The sequence below is a fragment of the Pseudovibrio ascidiaceicola genome, from assembly GCF_900114245.1.
GTDB classification, from domain to species: domain Bacteria; phylum Pseudomonadota; class Alphaproteobacteria; order Rhizobiales; family Stappiaceae; genus Pseudovibrio; species Pseudovibrio ascidiaceicola.
The window spans coordinates 42,428-57,444 of the sequence record NZ_FOSK01000009.1; the positions used below are offsets into that span (position 1 = coordinate 42,428).

The window sequence follows — 15,017 nt, forward strand, 5'->3', positions numbered from 1 at the left end:
AAAAGGCTCCTGAAAATATCAGGAGCCTTTTTTGGGTTTGAATGTCTACAGCGCTTAGTCGAAGCGGCCACTTGCGTGAGCAAGCATGGTGTAAACCTTGCCGGTATCAGAGGTCAGGTAGGTCTGACCGAGCTGATTGTCGCTGTCGCTTCTGGAGACTTGAGAGAGAAGTTGCTCGAAGTCCTGAATGTAACGCTCAACTGCGCTGCGGAATTCAGGATCACGACCGTACTTCTGACGGATCTCGTCGAAGGTCTGCTGACCTTGCAGGGTGTACAGACGGCGGGTGAAGACATCACGCTCACCGCGTTTGTAGCGCTCCCACAGATCTACAAAGGTTTCGTGATCAACTGCACGAGCAATGTCCATGCTCAGGGAGTTGAGGGATTCAACCATGTGTTGCGGGGTGCGTGCGTTTGCTGTGTCGCGCGGATGTCCGCCCATTGTGTCTTCATCGTCTGAAGCGCGGCGGAGCAGGTCGCTGATCCAGCCCTTGGATGTGCCGTTTCCCTGCGGTGCAGCTGCTGGTGCTGGCTGCGGACGCTTTGCGCGTGGAGCAGGTGCTTCCATGCGGCGAGGGGACGGGGCCATGCGGGCAGGTTTTGCGCCGGTGGCTGCAACTTGCTGCAGTGTTGGTGCTTCAGCTGCTGCATACTGGCTGGTTGCTGCCACAGCTGCCGGAGCAGCGTTGACTGCGCGGGCTGGTTCTGCTGGCGTGGACACATCGAACTGAGAGGACTGGCGGGACACGATTGTGGAGAGTTCCTCCAGTGCCTTCACCTGTTCGCTCACGATGCGACGCAGTGCAGAGGTAGATGCTTCTGCTTCATCCGGCAGAGCCAGAATACCTGCATTCAGTTCAGAGCGGGTTGCTTCCAGCTCATGGTGTACTGAACGGGCAACTTCACGCATGCGAGATGTTGCATCGGTAAAGCGCTCGGATGCTTCAGTGACGGTGGACTTCATGTCATGAAGGATATCATCGTGGGCAGCTTTAACTGCATCACGTGCCTTCTGACCTTCCATACCAGCGGTCATGCGCATGCTTTCGAACTGCTCAGTCACAGACTTGGTCGCAGCTTCAGCAGCAGCACGGAGCATGCCAGAAACTTCGCGGGCCTTGTCGTCAGCAACTTCTAGCGTGTCACCAAGGGTGTTGGTGTAGTTCGCCATGAGCACTTCAACATCAGACGTTTTCTTGATCAGAGTGTCCGCAACCATTTCGATTGCCATGCGGCGGTCTGTGAAGCGACTGTCAACATGGGTGTTGGTTGCTTCCAGATCTGCAATGGCCTGACCGAGAAGTTGGTTCTGGTCTTCCATGCGACCTGCGATCTTCGCAGCGTCTGCAAGCACAGTATGTGTTGTGTTGCGGAGCTGGCCGACCTGGTTCTCGATGGTGGCGTTTGCTGCTTCAGTCTCGGTGACAGCACGGTCGATCGCAGTTCTGAACTCACCTGCACGGTTTGCGAGGTTGGTCTCAACTTCAGACAGGTTCTCGCTTGCGGATGCAAGGATCTGACGAAGGCTTCCATTGGATGCGTTGAGGCGTGTCAGGATTTCGGAGACATCTGTTTCCAGACGCTCTTTGGTGCCTGTCATCACGTTCACAGCCATACGGGTGCGATCTTCGATGGTGTTGCCGATGCCGTCGATGGTTTGTGTCAGAGCATCGGTTGCGACTGCACCCTGACGGGTGACGGTCTCTGCAACTTCCTGACCCTTTGTGGAGACTGCGTTGAGCAGGACGTTCATGTCGGCCTGCATACGCTCGCGGCTGTCGTCCAGACGGGTTGTTGCGATGTTGCTGCGCTCATCGATTGCAGTCACGATCTTATCGCCTGCTTCAACCAGGTCGCGTGTTGCCTGCAGACCGTTCTGTGCGAAGCGGTCAGAGACTTCACGGCCCTTCACGGCAACCGCATCCAGAATTGCGTTCTGGACTTCGTTGACGCGTGTCGTGAGGTCATGAGCACGGTTTTCGATGGCAGTGATCAGCTCGCTGCCGTCCTTACCGATGATTTCGGAGAGCTCAGCAGAGCGGCTGCCGAAGGCATCGTTGAGGTTTTCGGCTTTAACCAGCAGCTCGTCTGCCACGGACTTGACGCGGGTGGACAAGGTGCCTGCAGCTTCTTCGATGGTGGTGAAGACGCGAGCGCGGACTTCGTCGGTTTCGCCTGCCAGAAGCTTGCGAACATCTTCTGCAGATTCTGCGAGGATCGTCTTGGAGCGTTCGCTTTCCGCAGAGAGACGGCCGGTCACCAGCTCGATGGTCTGGGACAGGTCACCACGGACCTTGTCGCTTTCGCCGGTGAGGGCGCCAGACATTTCTGCCAGAGTTGCGGTGTACATGGCGCGGGCGTTTTCGCTTTCCACGGCCAGAGCATTTGCTGCCTGCGCCACGGTGCTGAGAACGCGCTGTGCGACTTCGTCACCTTCCTTGGTGAGTGTACCGCGTACGGTTGCCATGGCATCGGAAACAGCTGCTGCTGCTTTCTCGCCTTCGCCTTCCAGAGAGTTGCGGGCTTCGCCGATGGAGTTGGATACGATCTCCTGTAGACGCTCGCCTTCTTTGCTCAGTGTGCCGGAAAGCTGCTCTACGCTGCTGACAACCTTTTCGGTTGTGAGGTCACGTTCCTGAGCAAGGCGATCGGATGCCTGACCAACGACTTCGAGGATAAGGTCGCGAACACGGGTGCTTTCGGAGCCAAGGGAAGAGGTTGCCTCTGCCATTGCGCTTGTAAGCGTGGTTGCTGCCTTCTCGCTCTCGTCTCCCATAGTGGAGGAGATTGCTTCGAGGCGGTCTGTGAGGATCGTTTCGAGAGCCTTGGAGCGGCTGTCGAGCGTTTCTGCAACTTCGAATACCTTGGAGCCGAGAGAAACATTGATCTCTGCGACCTGCTCGGACAGAGCGTCGGTGAGGTTCTTGGACTGCTTGACGATGATGCTGCCAGCTTCTTCCAGACGGCTGTCGAGCGCTTCGTTGATCTCGGTCTGACCGTCGTGGAATGCCTTGGCAATCTCACGGGTGCGGCTGACCAGAGTTTCAGAGATCTGCTTGGCACGTGCGTCCAGAGCTTCATCAATGCGTTCTGTGCCAGTGGACAGAGATTCAGCAAGGTGTTCTGCACGGTCAGAGATGACAGTTGCAGCTGCTTCGACTTTGTCGCCGACAGCCTGATCGAAGGTGGACAGGCTTGTGGAGATTGTCTCTTCGATGGCTTCTGAACGCTGAGCGAGGATTTCGCCGATCTTCTCTGCGCGATTGGAAAGAGAAACACCGACCTGTTCCACACGCTCGGAGAGATTGACCGCAATGATATCGGTGCGATCTTCGAGGATCTTGGAGATGGACTGGGTTTTTTCTTCCAGTGTGCTTGCGATGATGCCAGTGCCCTGTTCGACCGCGTCTGCCAGCTTGGTTGTGCGGCTTTCGATGGTCTCGGTGAGGGCTGCTGCGCGTGTATCGAAGCTCTGCTCGAAGGTGCTGGTGCGTTCTTCGAGTTTTGCATCGAGTGTTTCGATGCGGTTGTCGAAGGATTCGCCGATGTTCTGACTGCGCAAGTCGAGGGACTGAACAAGATCGGAACCGCTTTCGGTAACAACCTGTTCCAGTTCTGCCAGTTTGCTTGCCAGACCATCGTTAAGAGCACGGCCACGAATGTCGAGGGTTTCGGTAATGCGATCGCCGATTTCGGTCAGATCAGCAGTTACGCGCTCACCACGAGAGCCGATGAGGTATGCCAGCTGAGTACCGGTGTCAGCCAGTTTGTCAGCCAGTTCCTCAGTGCGCAGGCCAAGTGCGCCGGTAATGTCTGTTGTTGTGCTTTCAAGAGCGGTCTTGAAGGCGGATGTCTGTTTGCTGATGGTTTCAGCAACTTCTGCACCGCGCTCTGCCAGACGCTGATCCAGCTCAGCACCGTTGATGGTGATGCTTTCGTAGATCTGAGTGCTGACGTTGCCAAGACGGTCAGCCAGCTCGCCGCCGCTAACTGTGATGGTGGTGCCGAGTGTGTTTGCCGTGTCATCCAGACGGGTCGCAATGTCGCCGCCACGCAGAGACAGATCCGCAATGATGCTTTCACCAGCGCCGCGCAACACTTCGGAAACCTCAGTGGAACGGTGGGACAGTGTGTCGATGAAGTCGGTGCACTGAACAGCGATTGCTTCGTTGATCTCGCGACCACGGTTTGCAATGCCTTCTGCTGCCTGTTCGCCAGTTGAGCGCAGGGCAGTGTCCAGGTTGGTCACACGCTCATCAACAACACCCATCATCTCTTCTGTGCGGCCTGTGATCGTGTCGATTAGGCGGCCACTTGTAAGAGACAGGTTGGCGTTGATTTCTTCACCGCGGGTAAGGATCTCGTCGGAAAGACGTGTGCTTGCGGAGGTGAAGTGATCGGTGATGCCAGAGATAGAGGTTTCGAGCGTTTCATGCAGCTGCGCGTTTGCGCTGCCGAACTGGTCGGAAACTGTTGTGACTGTCAGGTTCAGCGTATCTGTCAGCTGAGTATTGGCAGTGTTTACGGTCTCGTTCAAGCTGCCAACGCCGGTCTCCATAAGCGTCGAGATCTGCGAGCTTGCGGAGTTGACGGTTTCGTTGAGGCTGCCGACGCCTGTATCCAGCGTTTCGGAAATGATCGTGTTTGCAGTTTTGACGGAGTCGGTCAGGCTGCCCACACCGCTGTCCATGATCGTGGAAATCTGGGAGCTTGCTGCATTGACGGTTTCGCTGAGGTTGCCGACGCCTGTGTTCAGCGTTTCGGAAATGATTGTGTCTGCAGTTTTGACGGAGTCTGTCAGGCTGCCCACGCCGCTGTCCATGATCGTGGAGATCTGGGAGCCTGCAGCATTGACGGTTTCGCTGAGTGTGACAACGCCGCCTTCCAAAGCCTCGGAGATATGCTCTTTTGCACCAGAAACAGTGGTGCTGAGGCTGGAGACGCCCTCTTCCAGAGCTTCTGTGATGTTGGCGGTTGCGCCAGACACAGATGCTGTGAAGTTGGATGCGCTGGTGTCCAGTGTTTCTGTCAGCTGTGCAGATGCACCGTAAACGCTCTCGTTGAGATTGGTTACGCCGCTTTCCATTGTCTCTGCCATGACAGAGGTTGTGTTGCTGACTGTTTGGGACAGAAGTTCAACGCCGCTGTCCAGAGACTGGGAGAGCTCGCCGCTGACGCCATCAACTGTACGGGTGATGGTATCGATGCCGCCCTTCAGGGTCTCAGTCAGGTTGTCGTTTGCTGTGGTGATCTTCTCGGTGACTTCGCTGGAAGCGGTGAGAAGTGTCGTTGTCAGCTCAGAACCTGCTGTTTCGACGCTCTGATTAATGGAAACAACGCCAAGGTTCATTGTTTCTGTCAGGGTGTCGTTTGCACTGTTGATCTGATCGGTCACAGTGGAGGTTGTTGTTGCCAGAGCTTGCGAGAGTTCGGAGCTTGCGCTTGTGACGCTTGCGCTCAACTCTGTCACGCCGCTTGAAAGAACAGCGCTCACCTCAGAGCTCGCCCCTTCAGCAGCAGAACTGATGGACTGAACGGAAACGTTGAGCGTATCGGTCAGAGACGCATTTGCTTCGGTCAACTGCTCGGTGACGGTTGATGTGGTGATCACCAGTGTTTGTGCCAGCTCGGCGCTGGTTTGCGAAACGCTGGATGTAAACTCGGAAAGACCATTGGTCAGTGTGGAGTTAAGTTCTGTATTTGCTGCACTGATCTGGCCAACAACATCACCGGATGTGGTGACCAGAGTTTGTGTCAGGTCAGAGCTTGCGCCAACAAACTGTGCGGTCACAGAAGAGACGGTCTCTTCAATAGACGCAGTCAGCTCAGTGCCCTGTGCCTGCAGAACGCCTTTCATGGCTTCTGTCTGGTCTGTGATGGTTGCAGACAGTTCTGCGCCAGCAGCACCGAGTGTTGCGTTCAGAGCATCGCCGCGTTCTGCCAACAGGTCGCTGATTTCATTGCCGCGAGTGGAAAGACCCTCAACAATTTCAGTTCCGGTGGAGGACAGGGAAGCGGTGATTTCATCGCTGCGGCTCGCCAGATTGTCAACGAGTGCTTCTGAGGTTTCAGAAAGACGGGTGTTGAGGTCTGTGCCGCGCTCGGTCAGGTTATCAATGAAGGAGTTTGCAGTAGAGGAGAACTCTTCATTGATGGAAGATCCGCGCTCGTGAAGTGTTTCAGAGAGCTTGGAGCCGGTGTCGGAGAGTGTTTCAACCAGCTCAGAGCCGGTAGAGGTGAGGCGCTCGACATAATCATCGGAGCGAACGGTCAGCGAGGAGACCATTTCGCTACCAGCTTCAGTGAAACTGTCGGTTGCTTCTGTGACGCGATTTTCGATCTTGCTTGTCATCTGCTCAAGCGTAGCGTCGATCGAACCGGTTAGGCGTTCCCGGGCACGATCAACAGAGGAGGCGAATTCCTCTGATGTGTTCGCGAGCTGTGATGCAAGATTTTCGTGGGAGCCGGAGATGGTTTCACGAACCAGCTCTGCGTTTGCCTGAATGGCTTCACGCTGGCTGACAAGTTCTTCCACCAGACGGCGAATTTTCAGTTCATTGTCATTATAGGAGTTCTCAAGGGAAGAGACTTCCTTATGAATGAGGACTTCCAGTTCGCTGGCACGTGCAATCGCGCGTTCAATGCCGTCGCCCATGGCGGCAGCTTCGCGGCGGATTGCCTGACCAACGTTCAGGATGCTTTCTTTTGCAACATCTTCAGGTTCAGCAAGACGAAGAGCAACTTCCGTCATACCCCGTGCGACGTTGCGCATTTCCTGTGCACGCCAGAACAGGAGTGCCATGACCCAGACAAATGCGATTGGAACAACAATAAAGACGGAGATGAGAACCAGCGTCGGGTTTTCAAATACGCCTGAGAAGGAGGATGATTTTTCGAGTTGAGCAGCAAAGGAGCCCCAGGACATCGCCAAGCCAAGGCTGGCCCAGACAACGGAGACTGCAAATGCAAACCAAAACGGAGCTGCAGACGGCTTGCGCTGAAGAGCAAACATCAACGAGCCAATAGACTGGCGGTCATCGTTGCTTGCTGTCGGCGGGCGGCCACCACGGCCACGTTTGCGAACCTGTCTCGGTGCCTGATTTTCTTCTACAAGCTGAGCCAGTTTTTTATCAGAGGAAGGAGCTGTTGTTACAGACTCCGTTGCAGGGCTAGCAGACATTTGCGGGGGTTCCGCAATGGTGCTCTCCTGTTCACTGGATAAAATAGACTCTTGTGGAGCGCCAAAATCAGCCTGAAGGGCTTCTTCTACCGCTGACAGAGCCACTTCCGATGGAGCTTTCGCCTTCGGGGTGTTCGCCATATCTCGCCTCGCGTCCGTACTCTCTACTTGCCGGTCGTCAGCACATCTTTCGCCTTTTGTGCCGGCGCCGTCACCACAAGGTGTCCGTCCTACGCGAAATACATTCCTCCCAAACAAGAACGCATTTCAGACAACAATAGGTTTGGCCCCATGCAATCCGACAGCTCTGAATTGAGAGCACCGTCGAACTTCTAGGGCCAAAAACAGGGAGTTTTCAGAATCAAAGCGGACCGTTAATGTTAACGGTACCTTAAGATTTAGATTTCCCCACCTTGCAGCTACCCTTAACCTAATGGCACAATCCGGTGGACTGTACAACAGAAGTTGCCGGGATTTTTAGGTGCCCTACGATAAGTCACAGGCAGCAATTTTGGGGGGAACTCACTATGGCTAATCGCGAAAATTCTCCAGTCAGTTCTAAAGGTTCCAATCGTCCGAGTCCCACACAACTCAAATGGTTAAGGCGAGGTCTTAACGAAGCAGGTGGAAAGTTACCGCTGTTCGATGAGAGCGGTCGACAAGTGCCAGCTGCAACTGTGCGGGCGTGTATTGCAGCAGGGTGGGCGGAGCCTTGGTTTTCCAACCCGTTGAAGCCGGATTGGCTCGTCTGCAAGCTGACCGATGAGGGACGTGCGATGCTGGAGCGCGATGGTAATTCGAAAAATCTTGTTAACCATCTTTAACAGAGCGCCTTGTCAATTTTAACGTGTAATGGCAGTGAGGACCGGTGACGGGTTCACGAGTCTAGATTTGAATCTGGGCGGTAGGATCTTGTTAACCATGAAATAAAAACCTGTGTTTTCTTTTGGGGACTAGATTCCGTTGCCTATGGGAAATGAGGGGTAGAGTCACTGCAGAGTCTTGGTGGTGGCAGGGTTTGAGTCACTCAAGCGAATCAACTTTCAGAATATCGCGATAACTTTGAGTCACTTGGCTGTGTTTGGAGGCCTGACGTAAACTTGGCTATGGAACTACATAAAACTACAAGTGCTATATGTAGGGATCACTTCTCTTCTGTGACGTTTGATGACCCGGATTTGCAAGTTCAGATTCTGGAAATGTTTGCTCACCAGATAGAAGAGTTCCGTCGGGGATTGCGCGAGACAATGGGAACAGAAACCCTTTGTGCTTTGCTGCATCGCTTTAAGGGCTCTGCGCGCGGCGTTGGTGCGTTTGCGCTTGGGGAGGCGCTGGAGCAAGCTGAGCAGGAAGCTGCGAACGGAACTGTGCCATTGCTAATGACTGTTGAGAGTTGCCTTGCCGAGGTCTCGGCGGATCTCTCAGAGCTGCAGAATTCGTAAAGTATGATTGGCTGTGCGGGTTTGACCATAAGGTCTGGTCCAGAAGTTCTTGAATAGCTGGGCGCCTGCATGTATCTGAAGACAACAGAATAAGCCAATCAGGGTCGGGACGACTTTAAATATGCCAAAGATTACTTTCATCACCTCATCAGGTGAAAGCCATGAGGTGGATGCTGCTGCCGGTTCTACCGTTATGGAAAACGCAATTAAGAACATGGTTCCTGGAATTGAAGCGGAATGTGGCGGTGCCTGCGCTTGCGCGACCTGTCACGTGTACGTGGACCCAGCTTGGAATGACAAGACTGGTGAACCAGAGCCTATGGAAGAAGATATGCTCGACTTTGCTCAGGATGTTCGTGACACGTCTCGCCTTTCCTGTCAGATCCGTGTGACTGATGAAATGGATGGTCTCGTGGTTCATATTCCAGAGAGCCAGAGCTAATCAGCTGCAGAGCTTGAATGAAAAAAGGCTGGTCCGATTGGGCCAGCCTTTTTTGTTGTGTGGTTGGAAGCGTTTACTCAGCGCCAACTGCTTGTGGCTGGCGGGCAGGGACCCATACGGTTTCCATGCCAGGTTCCGGATTGCGCGGGATCATGCGGCTCAGGATCAGGCTGACGGCAGCCATGGATGCGCCTGCGATGAACACCAATGCAGGAGAGAAGAGCCAGATTGTGCCGAATACCACTGGAATCACCACAGCTGCGATGTGGTTGATGGTAAAGTCGACTGCGGAGGTTGGTGCAATGTCTGCCGGATCTGCGATCTTCTGGAAGTAGGTCTTCATTGCGATGGCCATGGCGAAGAAAGCATGGTCGATCACGTAAAGGGTGCCAGCCACGTACACGTTGGTGACGAAGGCGTAGGACAAGAAGACGATGATCAAGCCGACATATTCGCAAGTCAGTGCGGTTCGCTCGCCAACCCGGCCAATGAAGGCGCCTATCTTTGGTGCAAGGAACATGTTGATCGCGCCATTCAGCAGAAACAGAGCTGCGACTTCATGTACTTCGTAACCGAAACGCTCGACCATCAGGAAGCCAGCGAAGACTGTAAAGATCTGACGGCGGGCGCCACTCATGAAGGTGAGTGCATAGTACAACCAGTAGCGTTTGCGTAGGATCAGCTTTTTGTGCTGTTCCACGTGTGCTTTGTATTTTGGGAAGGCAAAGGCTGCAAAGATGGTCAGGGCCATGCCTGCAATCCCTGCCCATAGGAAGACTTGCTCATAGGACAGGTCGAACGTCTTCCAGCCGATCATGATCGAGCCATAGATGCACAATGAGACCAGCGATGAGACCGCAATAATCTGTCCGAGGAGCGCGGGGGCATCTTTCTTTGGCAACCACTGCAGGGATAGAGACTGCTTGAGCGTTTCGTAGTAGTGGAAGCCGAAAGACATGATGAGGGTGGTGGCATAAAAGCCGATCGCGGATGGGAAGTATCCTGTAATTGCAATGCCGAAGCCCATCAGACCCAAGGAGATCAACGTGAACGTTTGTTCTTTGAAGATCAACAGCATGAAAATGACTGTGAATGCCAGCAGGCCAGGGATTTCGCGGATAGATTGCTGTATGCCGATTTCCTGTCCGGTGAAATCGAGCGTGTTGACGGCAAAGTTATTGATGAGGTTCCACCACACAGAAAACGAAAGCTGTGAGGCGACGGTGAGGACCAACAAAAATACAAAGGGTGAGCGCCAGTCGGCTCTGATGTCTTTAATGATATTCAACATGGTGCTTCGTTCTTAGAAATGAGTTTTGCAATTAAGTAAGCGAAAAGTTTGTTTACGTGATAGCACTAGTTTGCCAAAAAATATCTTGAAGTCGCCAAGAGGTGTTTGATGCCTATTCATGCTGATGTTTTTGCAGACCCACATGAGGTGGATCGTCCGCAACCCATTGTTGCTTATGCGGTAGATATGCCCATTGGCGGACAAGGGGCGCCGCATGCACACTCACGCGGACAGCTGGTTCATATCATGCAGGGCTCCACGACGGTGTTTACCGAGGAGGGAACATTTGTTGTGCCACCAGAGCGTGCGGTCTGGGTTCCAGGTGGGATGATGCATCGCACTGTCTATCCGATCAAAACGCAGTTTCGGAGCCTGTATCTGCGAGAGGATTGGTCTGCGCGGCTTTCTGATAAGCCTGTTGTGGTGCAGGTGACGCCGCTCTTACGTGAGTTGATACAGGAGATTATGTCCGCGCCCCGGGACTATGCGCTTGATGGGTCTACTGCGCGGATTGCGCAGGTGATTGTTGACCAGTTGAAGAGCTTGCCAGATGCGCCGCTGCAATTGCCTATGCCAGTTAATCATGCGCTTTTGAAAGAGCTTTGTCAGTCTATCCTGTCATGCCCTGCGCACTTGCCGAGCCTTGCGGATGCTGCTGAGCGGACGCTTATGTCTCAGCGCACGTTTGAGCGGCGGTTTTTTGATGAGACGGGCTGGAGCTATCGCAAGTGGTGTGGGCAGGCCAAGCTGTTCCGAGCTTTGGAGTTACTCTCTGCAGGCCGGAGTGTGGGTGATGTAGCTTTCAAACTTGGTTATGAAGGGCCAAGCCCATTCATCTCTCAGTTCCGCAAAGCGTTTGGCACGACGCCGGGTAAATACTTCAAGACTGCGTAGCGCTGTTTACTTGCTTGCGCCGCATGCGCGGATGAAATCGCGAACATGCTTGGCGCTGCCTTTGAGGCTCACATTGTAGATTGCATAGCCGCCCAGATTGATCTTCAACTCGTTGTCTCGTGCCATTCGGTTCCAGAGTGAGGAGCCATTACTCAAAGTGAGGAGTGGCAGGGAAACACCGGCCTCCTGATTCAACGAACTGCCAACGCCAACATAGCTTTCCTTGAAGCGTCTCGTGCTTAGCGAAATCAGGATACTATCGCCTTCCTGGAGTGCAGGAACGGTTGACTGAAACATGATCTCGATATCACCGCTTCCAGCTAGGCAGCGGGCATAAAAGTCTGTGTCGTCTGTTTCTGGCACGCCATGGACCAAAACGGCGCTCTTGTCGCCTGCACCGGTTGGGAGGCCTGACACCCAGACATAAGGACCGTCAAATCCATTCAATGGAGCCTTTTCCTGAAGGAACTTGTCGGGATTTGGCAGAAGGTCTTGTGTTATGAGGTCTGTGTTTTGCTCATGGAAAACAAAATGTTGAGCCGCTCTTCCGTTGCTGTTGAGGGCGCAGGAGAAGTTGAAGGGCACGTACATGCCCTGACTTTGGTAGACACCGCGGCCCGCGAGCTTGTCTCCTGTTCGTACCAGTACCGGTTTCTGGTTTATCTGCTGATTGGTGAAGGTGCCGAGGCCCAGATAGACAGGCGGCAGCTCTGAAAGGGAGTTCTTGGTCGCAATGATCTTACTGCCCAGTGTTGAGCAAGCGCGGCGGGCCTTCCAGAGTGGTTCGGCTACATTGATTACCAGGTCATCTTCCGGTGCGATCTGGCTGTTTTTCAATGGCGGTAAGTCTTGTGTCACAACCTGCGTTGGAGGTGCTGCCTGTGGAGATGTGCTATCCCGCTTCAGCTTGTAATAACATGCTTTTCTTGCGGCAGGATCTGGGTCTCCGAAGAAGTCAGTCCGGCAATGAACATCACCTTTCGCGGTCTTTTCATAAAACGCGCCGGGTCTGCCGAAGCGAACCGTTGTCGCGTAAGGTAACTCACAGACTTGAAATTCAAGGGCACATTTACGCCATCCGTCCTTCGTAAATTCAGGAAGTTGCGGAATGGGGGTGATCACACCACCTGAGCTGGCGGACTTGATCTGTTTCTTTAGCGAAGACGAACTGGCACTTACCGTATTTACGGTTTTGCGAGCGTACGGTTTGTTGCCAACATAGAAGATGCCAGAACAGCCTTTATCCGTCCAAAGATGTGACGGGACGACGCCCCAGCTTTCATTGAGTTTGCAGAGCGCTGAGGAGGTCTGGCGCAGCAACTGGACGTAATTGCGGTTGGCGTTCGAGATCTTGCATTTGGTGTAGCCAGCATTCTCAGAAGCGCAAACAACCACGTTGGTGCCATCAAGACGATCTGGTGTGTTGGCGATATGGTTTGCAGTTGAAGGCCTGTGCGTCGGATCGCTGCTATGTATGTTATCGCCCTCAGGTTGTCTGGTGAGGGTGTTGGTCAGGCAATCGATGAATTCCGGGCTGTCCAAAGCTACATCGGTTTTGTCGAGGCAGCTTTCAATTATGAGCGCTGGAATAAGCGAGTTAATGGGCGGAATTGTTGTCGCGTTGGCATTGGCAGCAAGGAACGGTGCAATGAAGGCGATGGTGCCTGCCGATGTCCTTGTAAACAGTTGCCACAAAATAGATTTGCTCACAGCATAGCCTCTCTTAGCCCTTCTGGTGCACTTGTTGCCTAACGCAATCAGCTTGCGCCCAGCTGAAAGCGTGTTGCAGCTTCTACTCCAAAATAGGTGTGAAGCATGCTTTTTGCCAAGCGCGGTTGCTGTCTAGATCTCAATGCTACTTGCAGTCTAGTTGTAAAATTACAAAAAGGGGAGGTTAAATGCGTTGTGTCGTTTGATTGAAACCAATCAAGCGGAACACGCTCTAGCGCACAAGTTCCTTCATGGCGGAATCCATACCTTCCAGAGTGAGAGGGTACATGCGATGGTCAAACAACTCTTTCATCATGCCGATGGAATGGGTGTAATCCCAATGCTTTTCCCTTACCGGATTGAGCCAGACTGCTTTTTGATAAAGGTCTGTCACGCGTTTTACCCAGACGTTGCCTGCTTCTTCGTTCCAATGTTCGACTGAACCGCCGGGATAAGTGATCTCATAGGGGCTCATTGAAGCGTCGCCAATGAAGATCACTTTGTAATCGCTTGGATATTTATGGAGCACGTCCATCGTGTTGATGCGCTCTGTGTGGCGGCGGTGATTGTTTTTCCAGACGAACTCATAGAGGCAATTGTGGAAGTAGAAGTATTCCATCACCTTGAACTCGGTTTTGGCAGCAGAGAACAGTTCTTCGCAGACGCGGATGTGATCATCCATTGAGCCGCCGATGTCGAAGAATAAAAGTACTTTGACCGAGTTGCGCCGTTCCGGGCGCATTTGGATGTCGAGCAGGCCTTTGTGGGCGGTGGATTTGATGGTGTTGTCCAGATCCAACTCATCAGCTGCTCCGGTTCTGGCGAATTTACGCAGGCGCTTCAGGGCAACCTTGATGTTGCGGGTGCCCAGTTCAACCGTGTCATCCAGATCCTTGAACTCGCGCTTGTCCCAAACCTTGACGGCACGGCGATGGCGACTGCCATCCTGTCCAATCCGAATGCCTTCAGGGTTGTAGCCATACGCGCCGAATGGGGATGTGCCGCCTGTCCCGATCCATTTGTTGCCGCCCTGATGGCGCTCTTTCTGTTCTTCCAACCGTTTTTGAAGTGTTTCCATGAGCTTTTCAAAGCCGCCCATGGATTCGATAAGCTTCTTCTCTTCTTCAGAAAGGTGTTTTTCTGTGAGCTTGCGCAGCCACTCCTCTGGAATGTCTGTGGTTGCCACTTCGCTCATCAGGTCCAATCCGTTGAACGTGTGACCAAAGACGCGATCAAACTTATCCAGGTTGGATTCATCTTTGACCAATGTTGCGCGGGCAAGGAAGTAAAAATCCTCTACACGCTTGCCGGCCAGATCAACGTCCAGCGCTTCCATAAGCGTGAGATATTCGCGAACGGATACGGGTAGACCAGCGGATTTTAGCTCTTCGAAAAACTGAATAAACATGGGGTCACATTATGCGATTGAGCGGTGCAGTGTCGAGAGTGCAATTGATACCTTAGGCAAAAGCATAGGGATCAATAAGAGCCTCTTGCCCAGTCAATTGCTTTGGCTAGATGTAGTTCAACAAAATCATTCTTGCCTTGGCGATAGGCTTCGACATCTCCGTTGACCTCCTGTGCCGTTTTCTTCTTCAGGTGGGCGTATTTCTCGCGAACGTCAGGGTGTGCTTTCAGGTAATCACGAAAGGCCAGATGCCGGTAGACGTGTGGATCTCCTGATTTGAACGCATGGAGGTGGTGGGTGCGGTCGTCTCCGCCTTTTTCGAAGTAGCGGCGGCCTTCAATACCGTTCTCGCCTTTGGCAACATAGCCGAGATTGATCAGCTTTGCAGATTGAGCATCGAGTGCTGGGATGCTGGAGACTTCCAGCAGGATGTCGATAATTGGTTTGGCAGCAAGGGCTGGTACGGAGGTGCTGCCAATGTGGTGAATGTCTTCGACAATATCTCCGAGCAGCTCACGCAAAATTTCTTGCTCCAGCAGGAACTCTTCGGCCCAGTCGTCTTGTGCATCTACCACTTTGACTTTGCGTGTGATCATAGCTGTGTCTGCCGCCTTTGTTTTGCCAGTCCTTTGAGCATACCAAGAGATT

Annotated in this window: 9 protein-coding genes; 4 read left to right on the forward strand and 5 right to left on the reverse strand. The window is 53.3% G+C overall.

Annotation, left to right across the window (positions count from 1 at the left end; translation table 11 throughout):
• Nucleotides 1-54: 54 nt before the first annotated feature.
• Nucleotides 55-7,323, reverse strand: a complete 7,269-nt coding sequence (locus tag BM231_RS17120; protein ID WP_093521245.1) for an apolipoprotein A-IV repeat region-like domain-containing protein — start codon at nt 7,321-7,323, stop codon at nt 55-57.
• A gap of 386 nt (nt 7,324-7,709) precedes the next feature.
• Here BM231_RS17120 and BM231_RS27075 point away from each other — a divergent pair, with 386 nt between their 5' ends.
• From BM231_RS27075 to BM231_RS17135, 3 genes are all read left to right on the forward strand, one after another.
• Nucleotides 7,710-8,006: a hypothetical protein gene (locus BM231_RS27075; protein ID WP_167550309.1), complete on the forward strand. Its 297-nt coding sequence runs from the start codon at nt 7,710-7,712 to the stop codon at nt 8,004-8,006.
• 333 nt (nt 8,007-8,339) lie between these two features.
• Nucleotides 8,340-8,624, forward strand: coding sequence for an Hpt domain-containing protein (locus BM231_RS17130; protein ID WP_063300915.1), 285 nt, complete (start codon nt 8,340-8,342; stop codon nt 8,622-8,624).
• 121 nt (nt 8,625-8,745) lie between these two features.
• Entirely contained in the window at nt 8,746-9,066 is a 321-nt protein-coding gene (locus BM231_RS17135) for a 2Fe-2S iron-sulfur cluster-binding protein (protein WP_008547474.1), read from the forward strand.
• 73 nt (nt 9,067-9,139) lie between these two features.
• On the opposite strand, the gene BM231_RS17140 is transcribed toward BM231_RS17135, so the two are convergent.
• On the reverse strand, nt 9,140-10,357 hold the full coding sequence (locus tag BM231_RS17140; protein ID WP_063300914.1) for an MFS transporter: 1,218 nt from the start codon (nt 10,355-10,357) through the stop codon (nt 9,140-9,142).
• A gap of 108 nt (nt 10,358-10,465) precedes the next feature.
• Between BM231_RS17140 and BM231_RS17145 the strand changes: the two genes are divergently transcribed.
• A complete protein-coding gene (locus BM231_RS17145) occupies nt 10,466-11,251 on the forward strand; it encodes an AraC family transcriptional regulator (RefSeq protein ID WP_093521246.1) in 786 nt (261 codons plus the stop codon).
• A 6-nt stretch (nt 11,252-11,257) separates the two neighbouring features.
• Here the strand turns inward: BM231_RS17145 and BM231_RS17150 are convergent, their stop codons facing one another.
• The 3 genes from BM231_RS17150 to BM231_RS17160 all read right to left on the reverse strand — a co-directional run bounded on the left by BM231_RS17150 (nt 11,258) and on the right by BM231_RS17160 (nt 14,965).
• On the reverse strand, nt 11,258-12,961 hold the full coding sequence (locus BM231_RS17150) for a DUF3011 domain-containing protein (protein ID WP_208860458.1): 1,704 nt from the start codon (nt 12,959-12,961) through the stop codon (nt 11,258-11,260).
• A gap of 232 nt (nt 12,962-13,193) precedes the next feature.
• Nucleotides 13,194-14,369 carry a vWA domain-containing protein gene (locus tag BM231_RS17155; RefSeq protein WP_093521247.1) on the reverse strand — a complete coding sequence of 392 codons (1,176 nt, stop codon included), beginning with the start codon at nt 14,367-14,369 and terminating at the stop codon, nt 13,194-13,196.
• A gap of 71 nt (nt 14,370-14,440) precedes the next feature.
• Nucleotides 14,441-14,965, reverse strand: a complete 525-nt coding sequence (locus tag BM231_RS17160; protein WP_093521248.1) for a GrpB family protein — start codon at nt 14,963-14,965, stop codon at nt 14,441-14,443.
• Nucleotides 14,966-15,017: the final 52 nt, after the last annotated feature.